The following is a 19192-nucleotide window of genomic DNA, read 5'->3' as shown; positions in this document are numbered from 1 at the left end:
TCATGGCACAAAAAACAATGATTCAAGCAATTACAGATGCCTTAGCTGTTGAAATGGAAAATGACAAAGAGATTTTAGTCTTTGGTGAAGATGTCGGTAAAAACGGCGGGGTTTTCCGTGCAACAGAAGGTTTACAAGAAAAATTCGGTGAAGATCGTGTCTTCGATACCCCTCTTGCTGAATCTGGTATCGGCGGCTTGGCTTTCGGTTTAGCATTAGAAGGTTTCCGTCCAGTTCCAGAAATCCAATTCTTTGGTTTCGTATTTGAAACCTTTGACGAAATCGTTGGTCAAATGGCGCGTACTCGTTACCGTATGGGTGGTACACGTAATTTACCAATCACTATTCGCTCACCATTTGGTGGCGGTGTGCACACACCAGAATTACACTCAGATAACTTGGAAGGATTGATCGCTCAATCACCTGGTATCCGTGTCGTTATTCCATCAAACCCATATGATGCAAAAGGATTATTGATTGCTTCTATCCGCAGCAATGACCCAGTTGTTTTCTTAGAGCACATGAAACTTTACCGTTCATTCCGTGAAGAAGTGCCAGAAGAAGCATACGAAGTTCCTTTAGACAAAGCAGCAGTCACTCGTGAAGGTTCTGATGTTTCAATCATCACTTATGGTGCGATGGTTCGTGAAGCAATCAAAGCTGCTGACAACTTAGCAAAAGAAAACATCAACGCTGAAATCATCGACTTGCGTACAGTTGCTCCTCTTGATGTTGAAACGATCATCAAATCAGTTGAAAAAACTGGTCGTGTAGTTGTCGTTCAAGAAGCACAAAAACAAGCAGGTGTTGGCGCTCAAGTCGTTTCTGAAATTTCTGAACGTGCGGTTCTATCACTAGAAGCTCCAATCGGACGCGTGTCTGCACCAGATACGATCTTCCCATTCGGTCAAGCTGAAAACATTTGGTTGCCAAATGCAAAAGACATCGAAGACAAAGTGAAAGAAATCGTGAACTTTTAATAGTTGAAGAAGGGAAGAATAGAAAATGGCATTTCAATTTAAATTACCGGATATCGGTGAAGGAATTGCAGAAGGCGAAATCGTAAAATGGTTCGTCAAAGCAGGGGATACCATCAATGAAGATGATACCTTACTAGAAGTTCAAAATGATAAATCAGTGGAAGAAATTCCATCTCCAGTAACAGGAACAGTGAAAAACATCGTTGTCCCTGAAGGTACAGTCGCAAACGTTGGAGATGTCCTTGTTGAGATCGATGCACCAGGACATGAAGACAACGAAGGCGATGCAGGTGTAGCAGCAGAGTCTCAAACACCAGCAAAACCAGCGGCAGAACCTACAACGGAAACGGCTGAAGCATCAGCTGGTTCTTCTGAAGGCGCAGGCGTTTTCCAATTCAAATTACCAGATATCGGTGAAGGAATTGCAGAAGGCGAAATCGTAAAATGGTTCGTTAAAGCAGGAGATACCATCAATGAAGATGATACGTTGCTTGAAGTTCAAAACGACAAATCAGTGGAAGAAATCCCATCTCCAGTAACAGGAACAGTGAAAAACATCGTTGTTGCTGAAGGAACAGTCGCAAATGTTGGAGATGTTTTAGTTGAAATCGACGCACCTGGTCACAACAGTGCGCCTGCTTCATCAAGCGCACCTGCAGAAGCACCAAAAGAAAAAGTGGAAACTTCTGGTTCAGCAAGTGTTGTTGAAGCAGCAGATCCTAACAAACGTGTATTGGCTATGCCTTCTGTCCGTCAATTTGCTCGCGAAAAAGATGTTGATATTTCTCAAGTATCAGCAACAGGTAAAGGCGGCCGTGTAACAAAAGAAGACATCGAAAACTTCCTATCAGGTGGCGGACAAGCTGCAAAAGCTGAAACTCAAGCTCCTGCGAAAGAAGAAACAAAAGCTGCAGCAACTGAAAGCAAACCAGCAGCTCCAGCAAAAGCCTTCAAATCAAACTTAGGTGATTTAGAAGAACGTGTGGCCTTAACACCTACCCGTAAAGCAATCGCTAAAGCGATGGTAAACAGCAAACAAACAGCACCTCATGTAACCTTGCATGATGAAGTTGAAGTAACAAACCTATGGGATAACCGTAAGAAATTCAAAGAAGTTGCTGCTGCAAACGGCACAAAACTTACATTCTTACCATATGTTGTGAAAGCATTGACTGCAACAGTGAAAAAATTCCCTATCTTGAATGCGTCAATCGATGATGCAAAACAAGAGATCGTATACAAAAACTATTACAACATCGGTATCGCAACAGATACTGACCATGGGTTGTATGTACCAAACGTAAAAGATGCAGATCGTAAAGGCATGTTTGCTATCGCTGATGAAATCAACGAAAAAGCAAAACTTGCTCATGACGGCAAATTGGCTGCAGATGATATGCGTAATGGTACCATCACAATCAGTAACATCGGTTCAGTTGGTGGCGGCTGGTTCACTCCAGTAATCAACTACCCTGAAGTAGCTATTTTGGGTGTAGGTACGATCGCGCAACAACCAATCGTAAACGCTGAAGGCGAAATCGTTGTCGGACGTGTGATGAAACTTTCATTAAGCTTCGACCACCGTATCGTTGATGGCGCAACAGCGCAACAAGCAATGAATAATATCAAACGTCTATTAGCTGATCCAGAGCTATTAATGATGGAAGGATGATTAACAAATGGTAGTTGGAGATTTTGCTGTTGAATTAGATACAGTTGTAATCGGTGCGGGACCTGGCGGCTATGTAGCTGCCATCCGCGCTGCTGAAATGGGACAAAAAGTAGCAATCATTGAAAGAGAATACATCGGCGGCGTTTGTTTGAACGTTGGTTGTATCCCTTCAAAAGCCTTGATCGCTGCAGGTCATCATTACCAAGAATCTTTGGATTCAACAATGTTTGGTGTAACAAGTGAAAATGTTTCCCTTGATTTTACTAAAACTCAAGAATGGAAAGACAACAAAGTCGTTAAAACATTAACTTCAGGTGTTGGTTTCCTATTGAAAAAACACAAAGTAGAAACGATTGAAGGAGAAGCTTTCTTCGTTGATGATCACACATTGCGTGTCATCCACCCAGATTCAGCACAAACATACTCTTTCAACAATGCAATCATCGCAACAGGTTCTCGTCCAATTGAAATCCCTGGTTTCAAATTCGGCGGGCGTGTTCTTGATTCAACTGGCGGATTGGCATTAAAAGAAGTTCCTAAAAAATTCGTTGTTATCGGTGGCGGTGTCATCGGTTCTGAACTAGGTGCAGCTTATGCAAACCTAGGGGCAGAAGTAACGATCCTTGAAGGCTCTCCTCAAATCTTGCCAACCTATGAAAAAGACATGGTCAAATTGGTTGAAGAAGACTTTGCGAAAAAAGGTGTAACAGTCGTTACCAACGCAATGGCGAAAGAAGCAATTGACAATGGCGATAGCGTAACTGTGAAATATGCCGTAGATGGTAAAGAAGAATCAGTTACTGCTGATTACGTAATGGTTACTGTTGGTCGTCGTCCAAATACTGATGACATGGGCTTAGAACAAGCAGGTGTTGAAGTAGGCGAACGCGGATTGATCACGGTTGACAAACAAGGCCGTACCAACGTATCAAACATCTACGCAATTGGTGATATCGTACCTGGTGCTGCATTAGCACATAAAGCTAGCTACGAAGCAAAAATCGCTGCTGAAGCAATCTCTGGTAAAAAAGTTGCCGTTGATTACAAAGCGATGCCTGCAGTTGCCTTTACTGACCCAGAATTGGCTTCTGTCGGTATGACGATCAAAGATGCCAAAGATGCTGGAATTGAAGCAAAAGCATTCAAATTCCCATTCTCAGGTAACGGTCGTGCGTTATCTCTAGGAAAAACTGAAGGATTCATCCGCTTAGTAACAACGGTTGAAGACAATGTGATCATCGGTGCGCAAATTGCTGGTCTAGGAGCAAGCGATATGGTTTCAGAACTTGCTCTTGCTATTGAATCTGGCATGAACGCAGAAGATATCGCGTTAACGATCCATCCACATCCATCTCTAGGTGAGATCACAATGGATGCTGCTGAGTTAGCTCTAGGATTACCAATCCACATTTAAGCTTTGTGAAACTCGTTCATCATTTGGTGAACGAGTTTTTTTATCACCAGAAATAAAGCGATCCTATGCTATTGACAGAATCTTCTGGAAATGATACGATGCTCTTAATATTTCAACCGTTGATGAGGAAAGTAAATTGATTTGGCAAGCCTAGAGAGTCTTCGTAAGGTGCAAGAAGAACTTGTAGGATCAATCGAAAATGGCCTCTAAGGTGATCTTCTGAACTTGTACGAAAGATAAGGAGATCCGGGTGCGCCCGCTATCGCGTCAAAGTATAACGACGTTTATTTGTCGCGTACTTGCTGAGAAGCATGCTGAAAAGTCTGCTTGAATAAAGGTGGTAACACGTAAACACGTCCTTTGATATTTCGATATCAGAGGGCTTTTTTATTTGCATTATTAAGGAGGAATAGTATGACAGAAAGATTTGAGACGATTCAATTACACGGAGGACAAACACCAGATCCTACCACAGGGAGTCGCGCCGTACCCATTTATCAAACCACATCCTATGTGTTTGATGATGCTGACCAAGCGGCAGCGAGATTTAGTCTTAGTGAAAATGGCAATATCTATACCCGTATTACCAATCCGACGACCGCGGTTCTAGAAGAACGATTAGCCCTTTTAGAAGGTGGTGTCGGTGCGTTAGCTACGGCTTCTGGCTCAGCAGCGATCACCTATGCAATTTTAAATCTCGCGCAAGCAGGAGATCATATCGTTTCTGCTGCTTCAATTTATGGCGGTACCTATAATTTGTTCGCCCATACATTGCCAGATTTTGGCATCACCACAAGCTTTGTTGATAGTGAAGATCTGGCAGCACTAAAAGCAGCCATCCAAGAAAATACCAAAGCAGTTTTTCTAGAGTCTTTAGGCAATCCAGATATTGATATTGCCGACTTTAAAAAGATTGCAACGATCGCTCATGAAGCCGGGATTCCCCTGATCATTGACAACACCTTTGCGACTCCCTATCTGTTTCGAGGGTTTGAGCATGGGGCGGACATCATCGTTTATTCCACGACAAAATATCTCGGTGGTCACGGGGCTGCTTTAGGAGGGGCTATTATTGATAGTGGCAACTTTGATTGGACAAACGGCAAATTTCCCAAGCTGGTCGATCCCGATCATAGTTACCATGGAATCTCATGGGTAGAAGCCGCTGGTAACGCTGCCTATATCACTCGGGCCCGAACGATTCTTTTACGGGATACAGGTGCTGCGATTTCTCCCTTCAATTCATGGGTGTTGCTTTTAGGCATCGAAACGCTTTCGTTGCGGATGGAACGTCATGTAGAAAATGCGCAACAAGTTGCTGAATTTTTAGCCAAGCACTCGGAAGTTTCTTGGGTTCATTTCCCAACCCTGCCGGACAGTCCTTATTTTAAGCGGGCGCAGGAGTATTTCCCCAAAGGGACCAGTTCGGTCTTTTCCTTCGGATTAAAGGGTGGGGCAGAAGCAAGCAAAACCTTTTGTGGCGCAACCAAGCTCTTCTCTTTGCTGGCAAATGTCGGGGATGCAAAGTCCTTGATCATCCATCCAGCTTCGACGACCCATTCACAGCTTAGCGTAGAAGAACTTGCAGCAGCCAAAATTCGTCCAGAGACGATTCGCTTATCCATTGGATTGGAAAACATCGATGATCTATTGGAAGATCTCACACAAGCTTTTCAACAGCTCTAAATAGTTGGATAAGTAGGAAAAGCGCAGGATACTATGCTGCGCTTTTTTGTTGTGGGTTAGTGTTTCAAATAAAACTGCGGTTTCTGTTGATAGAAGGATAGTAAATCCATCGGTTCTATGCTATATTTAGTTGCTAAGGAATATGGATAAGGTGGGGGATGTATGCGTAATCATGCAAGTGACAAGAGGATTCGGTTTTACTACACAAGTTTGCAATTTCTTTATTGGATGATGTTTTGCTCAATCTATGGCTTTGCGACACTCTTTTTGATTTATTTCAAGGTCGATCCGGCAAAAATTGGCGGTATTTTAGCCCTAGTCAATATTGCGTCTACGATTTTGCAGCCCTTCATCAGTCAAGTCATTATCAAAAAAAGCAAAGTACCGCTGATCGTTGTATTGAAAACGATGACAATCGGCGTGGTCACGGTGCTCTTAGCAGGTGTGATTTTCCCTGCATTATCGATACTGACTTATGTTTTAGGAGGGATTTTGCTCGTTTCCATGCAGTCCTTTCTCAACGCCTTGGCATTTGAATACACGAATAGCGGCAACAAAATCAATTTTGGCTTTTCGCGTGCGGGTGGATCACTAGGATTTGCGGGGACCTCCTTTTTACTGGGGCAGCTCTTGGAGGAGTTTTCGGCAGCCCTTTTGCCAATGATCGCTATCGGGCAGGCCGTTTTGTTTCTCATTATTTTGCTTTTGCTGCCAGCGATCAAGAAGCCAGAAATGCCCGTGATGCTTACAGAACAAAGGCATTCAGGTGCCTTTTTGAAAAAATATCCTTTTTTACTCTTTCTCTTTGTCGGGTTTAGCTTTCTCTTCAGCTTCCACACGATGATCAACAGTTTTTTGGCACAAATTTTTGCCGATATTGGCGGTGGCAGTAAGGAAGTTGGCATCGCCCTGATGGTTGCGGCGTTATGCGAATTGCCAGGCATGATTTTCTTTGAACAGTTAGTGAGGATACGGTCTAGCCGTTTTTGGCTGTTGTTTTCCAGTGTTGCCTTTGCCATTCGTGGGGTGCTGATGCTGTTGATCAGCTCCATCATCCTGATGGAAATGAGCCATTTGATGCAAGGGGTTAGTTTTGCTTTGTTTATTCCAGCTTCGGCTTATTTGTTCAACCATAGTTTGGCAGATGAAGACCGGGTTTTTGGACAAACGATCATCATTATTGCTACCACGATCGGTGGCGTGATCGGCAATCTTTTAGGGGGGATGCTGATCCAAAGCTTCGGTGTCTGGGAAATGCTTTTGATTGGGACTGGGTTTGCCGTTTTGGGTGCTGCATTGACCTTTATCGGTGTGAAAAAAATCCCTAAAAGCGACAAGAAATTAGCGATCGTAAGCGAATGATCGATAGGTAAAAAAAAGAGTTGCGGCCGTATTTGCTTCGGTCGCAACTCTTTTGAATCTGATCAACGGGTACTATTTCTTTTCTAATACAGCGATAAATTCCCGCATATAGTCTGGTAGATCTGGGGGACGGCGGCTGGAAACGATATGTCCATCCGTAACAACAGGTGTATCGACCCATGTGGCTCCAGCATTTGTCATATCATCTTTGATGCCTGGTGTACTGGTGACCGTCTTGCCTTGCAGGATATTCGCAGAAATCAAGACCCAGCCTGCATGACAGATTTGACCAATGATTTTTTGGTCTTTGTCCATCGTTTGCACGAAAGAGATGACCTCTGGGAAACGTCGCAATTTATCAGGCGCCCAACCACCTGGAACTAAGATGGCATCGTAGTCATCGGCATGAATATCAGAAAAAGCAAAGGCTGATTCTGCGGGTACGCCGTATTTGCCAATATACGTTTTATGCGCTTCTTCACCGACTAAATCGACTTGTGCGCCTTCTTCCCGTAACCGATGGACCGGATACCACAGTTCTAAATCTTCGAAATCATTGTCGACTAAGGCAATGATTTTTTTGTTTTCTAAACGCAAGAGAATTCCTCCTTTTTCTCGTTATTCTTACTGTAACATCATGCAAAGAGAAACACCAAAAGTATGCTTCTTAAAAAATGCCAAGGAGCTATTTTGAGAATGGTCATTCAGAGCAATGGTAATGATGTAAGCGTTGTAATCACAAGGAAAGTAAGAGATAATGAGAGAAAGCCAAAGGAGGCGAAGATGTGGAAGCATTCGAAAAAGCTCGAAAATTTATTTACAAAAACGCGCGCCCTGTAGACCTTGCTCGTTGGCAGTACCATTTTGAAAATGGATCTCGCGAGGCTGTCTTACAGGCGTTACAAGTCTACCAAAATGAAGATGGGGGGTATGGGCATGGTTTGGAACCTGATCATTGGAATCCCAACAGTACACCAATTGCAGTGTGGGAGGCATGTCGAATTTTAAGAGAGCTTGAATGCCTTCATTCGACAAATCCACAAGTCCAAGGGATTCTAAGGTATTTAGCTAGTGGAAAAGAATTTTCTGAAGGGAAATGGTTCAACCAAGTGCCGTCAACGGTATCCTATCCGCATGCGATTTGGTGGGAGAGTCCTGTGGGCGTGCCAGCAGACAACCCAACGGTCAGTCTAGCTGGTACGATCTTAAGGACAGGGGAAACGACCCTCTATCAAAAAGCACAAGCAATCGCCGAAACAGCAGTTGCAAGTTTTCTTAATGAGCCAACCAGTGAAATGCACACATTAGTCGTCTATCTAGAATTATTACAAGACTGTGAAGAAATCCAGTATCAGCCTGTTTTAGCAAATGAACGCTTTCGCGAGATCTTATTCCAGCAAATTCGCCATACAGTCTCAAACGAGCCAGAAGAGTGGTTCACATCTTATGTCAGCAAACCTTCAAATTTTTTCTTTACAAGAGAGCAGCTGCTTGGGATCTTTAGTGAAGAATTATGTAAAAAAGAAGCTCAAAAAATTTTAGAACACCAACAAGCAGACGGATCATTTGTCATTCCATGGCAATGGGGAACGGATTACCCAGAGTTTTTCATTAGTAAACAGTGGTGGAAATCAATTGCTATCATTAAAAATTTTTTGTTTTTGCGGGCTTTTCTAGACGAACCTTTTTGAAATCGGCCATCTTTTAATTGGCGATCTCGTTGAAAGAACAAAGGAATTTCCTTCTTATTTGAGATTCATGGAGTTCAGCTTCTAAAAATCCCAATAGTTTGTAAACCAGAGGTACATTCATTGCCAGGATGTACCTTTTTTTGCAGTGGAGGCTCTGACCTATTTTCAATTTTGTGGTACACTGAATAAGATGAATAGGAGTGGTAATATGCGGGATTATCAATATCCTCTTGACTTAGATTGGTCGACAGATGAAATGGTCGTCGTCATGAAGATGTGGGAACGGTTAGAACAAGCCTATGAAAAAGGCCTTCCTAGCAGCACGTTTCTTGAGGCGTATCAAGCCTTTAAAAAAGTCGTTCCTAGCATTGGCGAGGAACGCCGTTTAGGTAGAGAATTTGAAGAACTATCAGGCTATTCGCTATACCATACTGTGCAGGCAGCGAAAAAGACTGAGGGAAAACTAAAAATGAAAGGGTAGATCAACGAATGCATGAAATCGTTAATGAAGTTCGCCAGTGGATGGTCGCTGCAGGCGAAACGATCAAAGACAATTTAAATAAAGAAGACTTGGTGGTCGAGACAAAATCAGGACGGAAAGACTTAGTGACAGAATTGGATAAAGCCACGCAAGATTTTCTGATTGGTAAGATCCAATCCTATGATCCGAATGCCAAAATTTTAGGTGAAGAAAACGGACTGGACACACTTGCTGACATGAGTGGGCGGGTCTTCATCATTGATCCGATCGATGGAACGATGAATTTCGTGTTGGAAAAAGAAAACTTTTGTATCATGATTGCGATCTACGAAGAGGGCAAAGGGCGCTTTGGCTTTGTCTATAATGTCATGAAAGATGAATTCTTATGGGGTGGTCCAGAGATTGGTGTCTATAACAATGGCAAGAAGATCGAACCGCCGAAAGATATTGCCTTATCCGAAGGTCTCGTTGGCTTGAATTCACCCATGTTGATCCATAACCGCCACCATGAAACTGAGGTCAGTGACAAAGCATTAGGCATTCGTATGACTGGATGTGCTGGAGTAGAGCTGATCGCCCTCGCTAAAGGACAAAGAGCAGGCTATCTTTCTCATCTTGCGCCATGGGATTATGCGCCAGGGGGCGTTTTGTTAGAAACCCTTGGATTAAAAATGGCAAACATCAAAGGAGAGCCGCTATCCCTGAATGGACGGGAATTGTTTGTCGGCGGTACACCGAAAGCTTTTGAAGAATTATTGGCGATCGTCAATCAATAAGAAAAAACCAGATATTTTTTTAATATCTGGTTTTTTCTGTAAAAATGAAAACTTTGCACTATATTTCAGAAAGAAATTCTGGTATAATGGCTTGTCGAGTGCAATGTCACCAAAAAAGGAGTTTATAAATTGAATATTAGAAATGATATCCGCAACGTCGCTATTATTGCCCACGTTGACCACGGAAAAACTACATTAGTTGATGAATTATTGAAACAATCCCAAACGTTAGATAGCCATACCCAATTACAAGAACGGGCAATGGATTCAAATGCGATCGAAAAAGAACGTGGTATCACGATCTTAGCGAAAAATACAGCGGTTGAATACAACGGAACCAAAATCAATATCATGGATACCCCAGGACACGCGGACTTCGGTGGTGAAGTAGAGCGGATCATGAAAATGGTCGATGGTGTTGTTTTAGTTGTTGATGCTTATGAAGGAACGATGCCTCAAACACGTTTCGTATTGAAAAAAGCATTGGAACAACATTTAGTCCCAATCGTTGTTGTTAACAAAATCGACAAACCATCTGCTCGTCCTGAGCACGTGGTAGATGAAGTATTAGAACTATTTATCGAATTAGGTGCAGACGATGACCAATTGGACTTCCCAGTGATCTACGCTTCTGCGATCAACGGAACCTCAAGTGAATCAGATGATCCTGCCGACCAACAAAAAACGATGGCACCATTGTTTGATACGATCGTAAAACACATTCCATCACCAATCGACAATAGCGATGAGCCATTGCAATTCCAAGTATCTTTACTTGATTACAATGACTACGTTGGACGTATCGGAATCGGACGTGTCTTCCGTGGAACGATCAAAGTTGGCGACCAAGTTGCTTTGATGAAACTTGATGGCCAAGTGAAGAAATTCCGTGTCACAAAATTATTCGGTTTCTTCGGTTTGAAACGTTTAGAGATCCAAGAAGCGAAAGCTGGCGATTTGATCGCTGTTTCTGGGATGGAAGACATCTTCGTTGGTGAAACAGTCACACCGATCGATCACCAAGATTCATTGCCTGTTTTACACATTGATGAGCCAACGTTACAAATGACCTTTGTCGTGAACAACTCACCATTTGCAGGTCGTGAAGGGAAATTCGTAACCGCTCGTAAAATTGAAGAACGCTTGATGGCGCAACTACAAACAGACGTGTCTCTACGTGTTGAACCAATCGGACCAGATTCTTGGACTGTTTCAGGACGTGGCGAACTTCATTTATCGATCTTGATCGAAAACATGCGTCGTGAAGGCTTTGAATTGCAAGTTTCTCGTCCAGAAGTTATCGAACGCGAAATCGATGGCGTGAAATGCGAACCATTTGAACGAGTGCAAATCGACACACCAGAAGAATACATGGGTTCAGTGATTGAATCACTAGGGATTCGTAAAGCAGAAATGCAAGACATGATCAATACAGGAAATGGACAAGTACGGATCATTTTCTTAGCACCAGCTCGTGGCTTGATCGGCTATACGACAGAATTCCTATCAATGACTCGCGGGTACGGTATCATGCACCACACCTTCGACCAATACTTGCCAATGATTCAAGGGCAAATCGGCGGACGCCACCACGGCGCACTTGTATCGATCGATACAGGAAAAGCAACGACTTACTCAATCATGAGTATTGAAGAACGTGGAACGGTCTTCGTTGAACCAGGTACTGAAGTATATGAAGGAATGATCGTCGGCGAAAACTCTCGTGACAATGACTTAACGGTCAATATTACGAAGGCAAAACAAATGACCAACGTCCGTTCAGCGACGAAAGACCAAACATCTGTCATCAAGAAACCAAGAATCCTTTCACTAGAAGAATCATTGGAGTTCTTGAACGATGACGAATACTGTGAAGTAACACCAGAAAGCATTCGTTTGAGAAAACAAATCTTAAACAAGAGCGAACGGGAAAAATCACAGAAAAAGAAAAAAACAGCTGACAAATAAACAATGATCAAGGTTTTTACCAACTTCTGATCTGTTCGATTTTCCGAAGGATGGAAAAGGGATTGCTCCTGTGGTGCAGCGGCTCTTCGCCGCACCCCCTAGAAAAGCAATCAGCCGATTTCCCTCCTTCGGTTCTTTTTTGCACGTCTACCCGATCTGTTGAACCATTAAAATAAGCACCGCTTGCAATTTCGACCATTCCTTTTTAAAATGGAGAAAGTAAGCACAAAGGAGAAATCTATGAAAAATTATCCTGTTAAAAAGAATCAGGAACTTGAAGTCGATATTTTGGACCTTTCCCATGAAGGAAATGGAATCGCCAAAGTCGATGGGTACTTATTATTTATTGAAAACACCCTGCCAAATGAACGTGCCTTAGTCAAAGTGTTGAAAGTCGGTAACAAATTTGGTTTTGCCAAAGTGATGAAACTGTTGCAAGCGAGTCCTGATCGGCAAGAATTACCGAATGAAGCATTGTTGCGCACCGGGATCGCTCCATTGAGTCATTTGAGCTATGACAAACAATTAGCCTTCAAACAGCAGCAAGTAGAGAATGTTTTGGCTAAAATCGCCAAACTGCCTGAAATTAAGGTCAATGCACCAATCGGAATGGAAAAACCATTTGGTTACCGCAACAAAGCGCAAATCCCTGTGCAAAAGATTCATGGAAAATTAACGACTGGATTTTACCGCAAAAACAGCCATACTCTGGTATCGATCGAAGACTTTTATATTCAAGATCCAAACATCGATCAAGCAATCATCAAAGTCAGAGATATTTTGCAGCGCTTCAATGTCAAAGCCTACAATGAAGAAGCCCATGAAGGGTTCTTACGCCACATTGTCTTTCGTCGTGGGCATCACTCAGGTGAAATGATGGTCGTATTAGTGACACGTAAACCGAAATTCTTCAAGGGAGAAGAGATCGCGGAAGTGATCCACGAAGAGATTCCAGAAGTTGTTTCTGTCATTCAAAACATCAATGAAGAAAAAACTAATGTGATCATGGGCGAGTTCGAGCGTGTTTTGTATGGCAAGTCATCGATCGATGATCAATTATTAGGCAAAACCTTCCAAATCTCAGCGAAATCTTTCTACCAAGTCAACACAGCGCAAACAGAAGTCTTGTACCAAACCGCCTTCGAGATGGCACAACTGTCTGAAAATGATGTCGTTGTGGATGCCTATGCAGGAATCGGAACGATCGGGATCAGTTTGGCTGATCGCGTGAAAGAAGTGTTAGGGATGGAAGTCATTCCTGAAGCAGTGAACGATGCCAAAGCCAATGCCAAAAGAAATGGTGTCGAAAACGTGCATTACTTTATCGGTAAAGCCGAAAAAATCATGCCGCAATGGCTACGCGAAGGCATTCAACCGACAGTCGTCTTCGTTGATCCACCTCGCAAAGGTTTAGATGCCAGCTTTATTGAAACGACCGCTGCGGTTAAACCAGAGCGCATCGTCTACATTTCCTGCAATCCAGCAACCTTGGCTCGTGACCTCGCATTGTTTGCGGAAGAAGGGTATATGACAAAAGAAGTCCAACCTGTTGATTTGTTCCCGCAAACGACCCATGTGGAGTGTGTCGTGTTGTTAGAACGTCGTTAAGAAATAACAAGTTTTTTCAGCAATTTTGACATTGAAGTCTTTTTATGGTAATTGTCATAAAATCTTACGATAGCAAAGTTACTAGAGAAAGGGAGTCAACTGAGAAATAAGCAACTATAACCCATTTGTCTCTCTAATTACGTCGATTGTGATGTATAGAATGGATGAAAGATAAAACCAGAAACTGGAACAGAAAGACACTCTTTCTGTTCCAGTTTTTTTGTTCTTTCTCACTATTGATGAGCAGGGAAAAAATCAATGTAAAAAGCAGTGAAGCTTCAAATATGCAGACAGCCAAATTCTTTAACAAAATGGTTTGTCGGCAATTTATAGTTAATGTGTATAAAAATATGGCATGTGGTGATTAGAAAGTATTATAATAAACGTAGTAAACAGAAAATTTTGTTAGGAGGGATTGCACATGGCAACGATTCGTGCATTTTCACACAAAGAGATTACACCGCAGAATACGCATTTGTCTAGTTTTAAAGTGTTGATAGAGTCAGCTTTTTATGGGAACAATGTCACTTGGATTCATGATCTAGCCACTGCCTATCACTTAGCAAAAGAATCTTCTGGCGCTATTCTTACGGATATGCCGGTCACCCACACCGAAGAGCTAGGTTTACCAGAGGATGCAAAAGTCATCGTGTTCAATGACGGAAAAGTAGTCGGACGGACAGCAGCAGCTCGCCGCATCATCGAACATCCCGGCATTGATCGAAAATTGTATGAAGGGATTTTAAGAGATGCTTTATTTCAAGGGACACGTAAAAAATTTTATGGCAGTGAAGTTGTTGTAGGATTAGACGAAGCATTTATGGTCAAAGCACACCTGTTGTTACCAGAGCACTATGAAACCAATTTTTACTCTTATTTGTTGAATTTTCAATTGATGACGAAATCATGGGAGGAAAGGTATCAACGTTCCAAAGAATATCCAGAGACGGACATTTTTTTGTACGCTGATCCAGATTGGTCTCATCCTGATTTTCCTTATGGGCTGTCTCTCTTTGATCCTGAACACAATGTTGCGGCAGTCTTAGGCTTAAACTATTTTGGTGAATTGAAAAAAGCGACATTAACTTTGGCTTGGGCTACCGCGCATCGCAATGGCTTTGTGGCGTGTCATGGGGGAATGAAGCAATATCAGTTACCGAATCGAACATTTACGATGGCTGCTTTTGGTCTTTCAGGATCAGGAAAATCGACTATCACATTGGCGGAACATGATGGCAAATATGAGATCAAGGTTCTGCATGACGATGCATTTGTGATTAATCAAACAAATGGTGCGTCCACTGCTCTGGAGCCTTCTTATTTTGATAAAACGCAAGACTATCCATTAACCAACCCAAATGTCCGCTACTTTATCACCTGTCAAAATGTTGGGGTTACTTTGGACGAGGAAGGAAAAAAGGTCCTCGTGACCCAAGATATTCGTAACGGGAATGGCCGAACCGTCAAATCACGGTATGTCACACCCAATCGGGTGGATCATTTAGATTCGCCGATCGATGCAGTATTTTGGATCATGAAAGATGACACGCTGCCTCCTGTAGTAAAAATTGACGATCCGATTTTAGCCGCTGTTTTTGGTTTGACCTTAGCTACGAAGCGTACGACAGCTGAACATGTTGTCGAGACCACGGATATAGATAAACTGGTCATCGAACCTTATGCCAATCCATTTAGAGTTTATCCTTTAGGAGAAGATTTTGCTCATTTCATGCACTTATTCAAAGAAAACCAAACGGCTTGTTATATTCTAAATACAGGCTTTTTCAAAGACATGAAGGTCACACCTGAGGTCACGCTGACATCGATTGAAAAAATCGTAGAAGATGAGGCTGAATTTAAAAATTTTGGCGGGATCACAGAGATGAGTTTCCTGCCAGTAACAGGCTTTGAAGTTGATTTTCAAGATGTCTCTTATGTTGCTTATTTAAGAGAGCGGATGCAAGGGCGGTTGGACTTTATTTTGGCTCAGGAGACAGAAAATGATGGCTATAATAAGTTGCCTAAAGAAGTAGCAAAGGCAATGGAAAAGGTGATTTCTAAATTAAGTGAGCTTCCTAGTTAATTCAATTGAATCAAACTTTCGCAAGCGGCTTTTCTTCCTGAAACACTTATTTGGTTAGCCAGAAAGGAGCGATTATGAGCATTCAGTTTCACCATATCCAAATCACAGTCAATGATGTAAAAAAAGCAGAAGGCTTTTATGACCAATTATTTGCACTATTAGGTTTCGACCTTCAAAAGAAATATTCTGGGTATTTAGAACATGCCGAGATGGAAGTAGTAGAATATATAGGGGATTCATTTGATTTCGGTATTTGTTCCCCACGAAAAGAATGGAAGAACGAGAAAATCGATTCAAGAAAACCTGGCTCTGTTCAGCACATAGCATTTAAGGCGGAAAGCCGCGAAGTAGTAGATGCGATTTTTCCCAAAATAAAAGCTTTAGGGGTAAAGATCCTTCACGATCGACCAATGGAATACAAAGAGCGCATCGCCCCTAACTACTATGCCTTATTCTTTGAAAGCCCAGAAGGCATTCGTTTTGAACTATTTCATTATGCCTGATTCTTTAAACTAAAAGAGCGTGGTATGAACTTGTTGCGTGAACGTGTTCCTATTCAGGTGATCTTTCATTATAGGTTCGGATGACCTTGCGATTTCAGAGACAAACTTTTTTCGAACCTGTCATCAGGAAAACTAGACCACTCTTTTTTTAAAGTACGTCCGTTTGGAAAAAACTATTTGATTTCTAAAATTCATTTGGACAATTCGAAGATGAAAATCTAACTCGTGTGTTAAAAAACGTTCGAATTTTTATCATTCTAGAAGCGAGTGCACCGTGGGTCAATGAGGATTATTGGGTTGATTGCACGACACTTAAGAGATGGAGGAAGATCAATATGGATCAGAGCATTCAGCAAGACATCGAAGCAATCATTTCCCATCAATATGATCATGGCGCCGATTTATGGTCGACGCCAGACCATAAATTACTAAAAGGAGCACCCTTTACGACCTTAGAAAGTCCTCTTTATTTACTTGAACTTGGCATGTCACATGAGGAGAACTTATTAAAAGAGACAGCTGCATTGATCTTTCAAGGATGGAGAGAAGATGGCAGATTTAAAATTTCGCCGTCAGGGGGGATCTATCCTTGTCATACAGCACAGGCTTTGCGAACGCTGTGTGCTCTTGGTTACGCAAGGGACCAACGGCTGCAACAGAGCTTTCACTATTTTCTTGCTACTCAGGAAGCAGATGGCGGCTGGAAGTGTAATAAGTATAGTTTTGGTCGCGGACCGGAGACCCACTTTTCTACTCCAATGACGACGTTAACGGTCCTTGATGCCTTTCGATATACTCATGATCGTGAACAGATAGAAACGCTTCATCAAGCAATCGAATTTTTGCTTGCTCATTGGGAGATCCGGCGGCCAATCAGTCCTTGTCATTATGGGATGGGCACATTATTTATGCAGACAGAATATCCCTTTAGAGGGTACAATCTTTTTTATTATCTGTATGTCTTGTCTTTTTATCCTGCTGCCAGAAAAGACGCACGGTTTTTGGAGGCTTTGCAGCAGTTTGAAGCAAAAGTTCAAAATGGCAATGTCATCGTAGAACGGGTCGTACCAAAACTGGGGAAACTGAATTTTTGTAAAAAAGGACAAATAAGTCCCTTTGCTACACAGCGTTACCAAGAAATCCTTGCTCGATTGTCAGAGGATTGAGGAAAAAACAGCCCTTTGAAAGTTTTCCCCCATCTAGACGATTCTTTTTCTTTTCTGGTACACTTTCTGTAAAGAAGCAGTTGATTAAACAACAGAGGGGAGAAAGACATGCAAAAAATATATCTTGTTGAAGATGATGAAACGATCGTCTCTGTTTTAGCAGAATATTTGCAGCAATGGGGGTACGAATGTATTTCGGCGAAGAATTTTGCTAGTATCTTGCAAGAGTTTCATGAGATCAAACCGGATCTCGTTCTTTTAGATATTTCGCTGCCTTATTACAACGGGTATCATTGGTGCCAAGAAATTCGCAAGACGTCAGAAGTGCCGATCATTTTCCTTTCGTCGATGGATCAACAGATGAATCAGATCATGGCGATGAACATGGGGGCGGATGATTATTTAACAAAACCCTTTGATTTAGCCTTCGTTTTGGCAAAAATCCAAGCGTTGCTGCGGCGCAGCTATCAGTATAGCCACCAACAAGCGCTGACCTTTAAGATAGGGCAAGTAACCTTTTATCCCACAGAAAATGTATTAAAAAAACAGGGGGAACAGTTGCCACTGTCTCCAAATGAAGCTCGGATTCTTTCCTTGCTTTTGCAGCATCGAGGGAAGATCGTAGCCAAAGAGACCATCATTGAAATGCTCTGGAATAGTGAAGAATTCATCGATAATAACACATTAGCGGTCAATATGACCCGCTTGCGAAAAAAATTAAGCCAGATCGAACTATCCGATTTGATCCAAACGGTAAAGAATAAAGGCTATTTGATAGAAAAGGAACACGCCTATGACTAACGTGAAAGAATATTTCGTCCTTTATGGAAAGTTTTATCTCGTTTACCTGCTATTTAGTGCGGGCTTATTTGGGCTATTCTTTCTCCATAGCCTTTCATTGGAGCCCTTCATTGACTATGTGGTCTTTTCAGGGGTGATCTTAGGGGGACTTTCCCTTTTTCATTATTTTCGTTACGCACAAAAAAGAAAGCAGCTGCAGCATTTATTAAGAAAAGAACGTATGACGGAAGCGGCGTTGGCGTTCTTGCCTGCCACTCGAAATCGTTTAGAAGACGAATACCAAGCCCTTCTAAGGCAGCTGGCAAAAGAAAAAACGCTGTCCGATTACAAAGCAACCATGAAAAATGAAGAAATTTATGAAGATTTCGGTTTGTGGCTTCATCAAATCAAAACGCCTCTAGCGGCGCTAGATCTTTTGGTGCAAAGCGATTCGTTGTCACCGACGGAGGTCAAAGCGGAATTATTTAAGGTGAATGATTACTTGCAAATGATGTTGAATTATTTACGACAAAATTTAGCCAATGAAGATTTTGTCTTTGAGTCGATTGCTTTAGCGCCCCTTGTTCGTCAAACGATCAAAAAATATGCCTTGTTTTTCTCGAAAAAGAATCTGCAACTGGACATGGCGGTGGATTTAACGGTGACATCCGATCGAAAGTGGCTCGTTTTTATTTTTGAACAGGTTCTTTTCAACAGCTTGAAGTATACCGAAACCGGTGGCATCACTGTTTTCACTAAAGACAATGCCTTGGTGATTCAAGATAGCGGCATTGGTATTCGCAAGGAAGACTTGCCAAGGGTTTTTGAGAAAGGATATACGGGACAAAATGGTCGCTTTCAGCAACGAGCGAGCGGGCTAGGCTTATATATGAGTCAACAAGCGGCTGAAAAAATCGGCTGCCGTTTATCGATTGATTCTGAAGTAGGACACGGAACCATCGTCACGCTTCATTTTCCCACCACAAATAACCGATAGCCGCAAACTTTCAACACTGTAAGTT

16 protein-coding genes and 1 other annotated feature are annotated in these 19192 nt (G+C 42.3%); of the genes, 15 read left to right on the top strand and 1 reads right to left on the bottom strand.

Going from position 1 to position 19192, the window contains the following annotated elements; genetic code table 11:
• Positions 1–2: 2 nt before the first annotated feature.
• The 5 genes from FJU10_RS15515 (at position 3) to FJU10_RS15495 (ending at position 7114) form a co-directional block, all read left to right on the top strand.
• On the top strand, positions 3–980 hold the full coding sequence (locus FJU10_RS15515; protein WP_005230047.1) for an alpha-ketoacid dehydrogenase subunit beta: 978 nt from the start codon (positions 3–5) through the stop codon (positions 978–980).
• 25 nt (positions 981–1005) lie between these two features.
• Positions 1006–2652: a dihydrolipoyllysine-residue acetyltransferase gene (locus FJU10_RS15510; protein ID WP_005236379.1), complete on the top strand. Its 1647-nt coding sequence runs from the start codon at positions 1006–1008 to the stop codon at positions 2650–2652.
• Positions 2653–2659: 7 nt separating this feature from the next.
• A complete protein-coding gene (gene lpdA, locus FJU10_RS15505; RefSeq protein WP_005230052.1) occupies positions 2660–4066 on the top strand; it encodes a dihydrolipoyl dehydrogenase in 1407 nt (468 codons plus the stop codon).
• 110 nt (positions 4067–4176) lie between these two features.
• Positions 4177–4430, top strand: a binding site (T-box leader).
• A 50-nt stretch (positions 4431–4480) separates the two neighbouring features.
• Complete coding sequence (locus FJU10_RS15500; RefSeq protein WP_140966326.1) at positions 4481–5752, top strand: O-acetylhomoserine aminocarboxypropyltransferase/cysteine synthase family protein; 1272 nt, start codon at positions 4481–4483, stop codon at positions 5750–5752.
• A gap of 162 nt (positions 5753–5914) precedes the next feature.
• Complete coding sequence (locus FJU10_RS15495) at positions 5915–7114, top strand: MFS transporter (protein ID WP_081118915.1); 1200 nt, start codon at positions 5915–5917, stop codon at positions 7112–7114.
• 72 nt (positions 7115–7186) lie between these two features.
• Here the strand turns inward: FJU10_RS15495 and FJU10_RS15490 are convergent, their stop codons facing one another.
• Complete coding sequence (locus FJU10_RS15490; RefSeq protein WP_077453782.1) at positions 7187–7711, bottom strand: type 1 glutamine amidotransferase domain-containing protein; 525 nt, start codon at positions 7709–7711, stop codon at positions 7187–7189.
• A 188-nt stretch (positions 7712–7899) separates the two neighbouring features.
• Between FJU10_RS15490 and FJU10_RS15485 the strand changes: the two genes are divergently transcribed.
• The 10 genes from FJU10_RS15485 to FJU10_RS15430 all read left to right on the top strand — a co-directional run bounded on the left by FJU10_RS15485 (position 7900) and on the right by FJU10_RS15430 (position 19167).
• Entirely contained in the window at positions 7900–8805 is a 906-nt protein-coding gene (locus FJU10_RS15485; protein WP_081118916.1) for a hypothetical protein, read from the top strand.
• Positions 8806–9013: 208 nt separating this feature from the next.
• A complete protein-coding gene (locus FJU10_RS15480) occupies positions 9014–9286 on the top strand; it encodes a UPF0223 family protein (protein ID WP_140966325.1) in 273 nt (90 codons plus the stop codon).
• An 8-nt stretch (positions 9287–9294) separates the two neighbouring features.
• Positions 9295–10062: an inositol monophosphatase family protein gene (locus FJU10_RS15475; protein WP_140966324.1), complete on the top strand. Its 768-nt coding sequence runs from the start codon at positions 9295–9297 to the stop codon at positions 10060–10062.
• A 129-nt stretch (positions 10063–10191) separates the two neighbouring features.
• Entirely contained in the window at positions 10192–12030 is a 1839-nt protein-coding gene (typA, locus tag FJU10_RS15465) for a translational GTPase TypA (protein WP_140966323.1), read from the top strand.
• Between the two features lie 240 nt (positions 12031–12270).
• Entirely contained in the window at positions 12271–13638 is a 1368-nt protein-coding gene (rlmD, locus tag FJU10_RS15460) for a 23S rRNA (uracil(1939)-C(5))-methyltransferase RlmD (protein ID WP_140966322.1), read from the top strand.
• A gap of 421 nt (positions 13639–14059) precedes the next feature.
• Positions 14060–15721, top strand: a complete 1662-nt coding sequence (locus FJU10_RS15450) for a phosphoenolpyruvate carboxykinase (ATP) (protein WP_140966320.1) — start codon at positions 14060–14062, stop codon at positions 15719–15721.
• A gap of 74 nt (positions 15722–15795) precedes the next feature.
• Entirely contained in the window at positions 15796–16224 is a 429-nt protein-coding gene (locus FJU10_RS15445; RefSeq protein ID WP_086292515.1) for a VOC family protein, read from the top strand.
• Positions 16225–16559: 335 nt separating this feature from the next.
• A complete protein-coding gene (locus FJU10_RS15440; protein ID WP_140966319.1) occupies positions 16560–17390 on the top strand; it encodes a prenyltransferase in 831 nt (276 codons plus the stop codon).
• Between the two features lie 108 nt (positions 17391–17498).
• Positions 17499–18191 carry a response regulator transcription factor gene (locus FJU10_RS15435; RefSeq protein ID WP_140966318.1) on the top strand — a complete coding sequence of 231 codons (693 nt, stop codon included), beginning with the start codon at positions 17499–17501 and terminating at the stop codon, positions 18189–18191.
• The gene (locus FJU10_RS15430; RefSeq protein ID WP_077453774.1) at positions 18184–19167 is read left to right on the top strand and encodes a sensor histidine kinase; all 984 of its coding nucleotides are present in this window, start codon (positions 18184–18186) and stop codon (positions 19165–19167) included. The genes FJU10_RS15435 and FJU10_RS15430 overlap by 8 nt, the downstream gene beginning before the upstream one ends.
• Positions 19168–19192: the final 25 nt, after the last annotated feature.

Source organism: Enterococcus sp. OL5, assembly GCF_006491895.1.
Classification (GTDB): domain Bacteria; phylum Bacillota; class Bacilli; order Lactobacillales; family Enterococcaceae; genus Enterococcus_D; species Enterococcus_D innesii.
The sequence above is the reverse complement of the archived record's forward strand: the minus strand, read 5'-3'. Positions and strand labels throughout refer to the sequence as shown.

What these genes read in the sequence shown, in the direction of transcription:
- FJU10_RS15435 (WP_140966318.1), top strand. Translation starts at nt 17,499, where the DNA reads ATGCAAAAAATATATCTTGTTGAAGATGATGAAACGATCGTCTCTGTT.
- FJU10_RS15480 (WP_140966325.1), top strand. Translation starts at nt 9,014, where the DNA reads ATGCGGGATTATCAATATCCTCTTGACTTAGATTGGTCGACAGATGAA.
- FJU10_RS15515 (WP_005230047.1), top strand. Translation starts at nt 3, where the DNA reads ATGGCACAAAAAACAATGATTCAAGCAATTACAGATGCCTTAGCTGTT.
- FJU10_RS15430 (WP_077453774.1), top strand. Translation starts at nt 18,184, where the DNA reads ATGACTAACGTGAAAGAATATTTCGTCCTTTATGGAAAGTTTTATCTC.
- lpdA (WP_005230052.1), top strand. Translation starts at nt 2,660, where the DNA reads ATGGTAGTTGGAGATTTTGCTGTTGAATTAGATACAGTTGTAATCGGT.
- FJU10_RS15500 (WP_140966326.1), top strand. Translation starts at nt 4,481, where the DNA reads ATGACAGAAAGATTTGAGACGATTCAATTACACGGAGGACAAACACCA.
- rlmD (WP_140966322.1), top strand. Translation starts at nt 12,271, where the DNA reads ATGAAAAATTATCCTGTTAAAAAGAATCAGGAACTTGAAGTCGATATT.
- FJU10_RS15450 (WP_140966320.1), top strand. Translation starts at nt 14,060, where the DNA reads ATGGCAACGATTCGTGCATTTTCACACAAAGAGATTACACCGCAGAAT.
- FJU10_RS15445 (WP_086292515.1), top strand. Translation starts at nt 15,796, where the DNA reads ATGAGCATTCAGTTTCACCATATCCAAATCACAGTCAATGATGTAAAA.
- FJU10_RS15440 (WP_140966319.1), top strand. Translation starts at nt 16,560, where the DNA reads ATGGATCAGAGCATTCAGCAAGACATCGAAGCAATCATTTCCCATCAA.
- FJU10_RS15510 (WP_005236379.1), top strand. Translation starts at nt 1,006, where the DNA reads ATGGCATTTCAATTTAAATTACCGGATATCGGTGAAGGAATTGCAGAA.
- FJU10_RS15475 (WP_140966324.1), top strand. Translation starts at nt 9,295, where the DNA reads ATGCATGAAATCGTTAATGAAGTTCGCCAGTGGATGGTCGCTGCAGGC.
- FJU10_RS15495 (WP_081118915.1), top strand. Translation starts at nt 5,915, where the DNA reads ATGCGTAATCATGCAAGTGACAAGAGGATTCGGTTTTACTACACAAGT.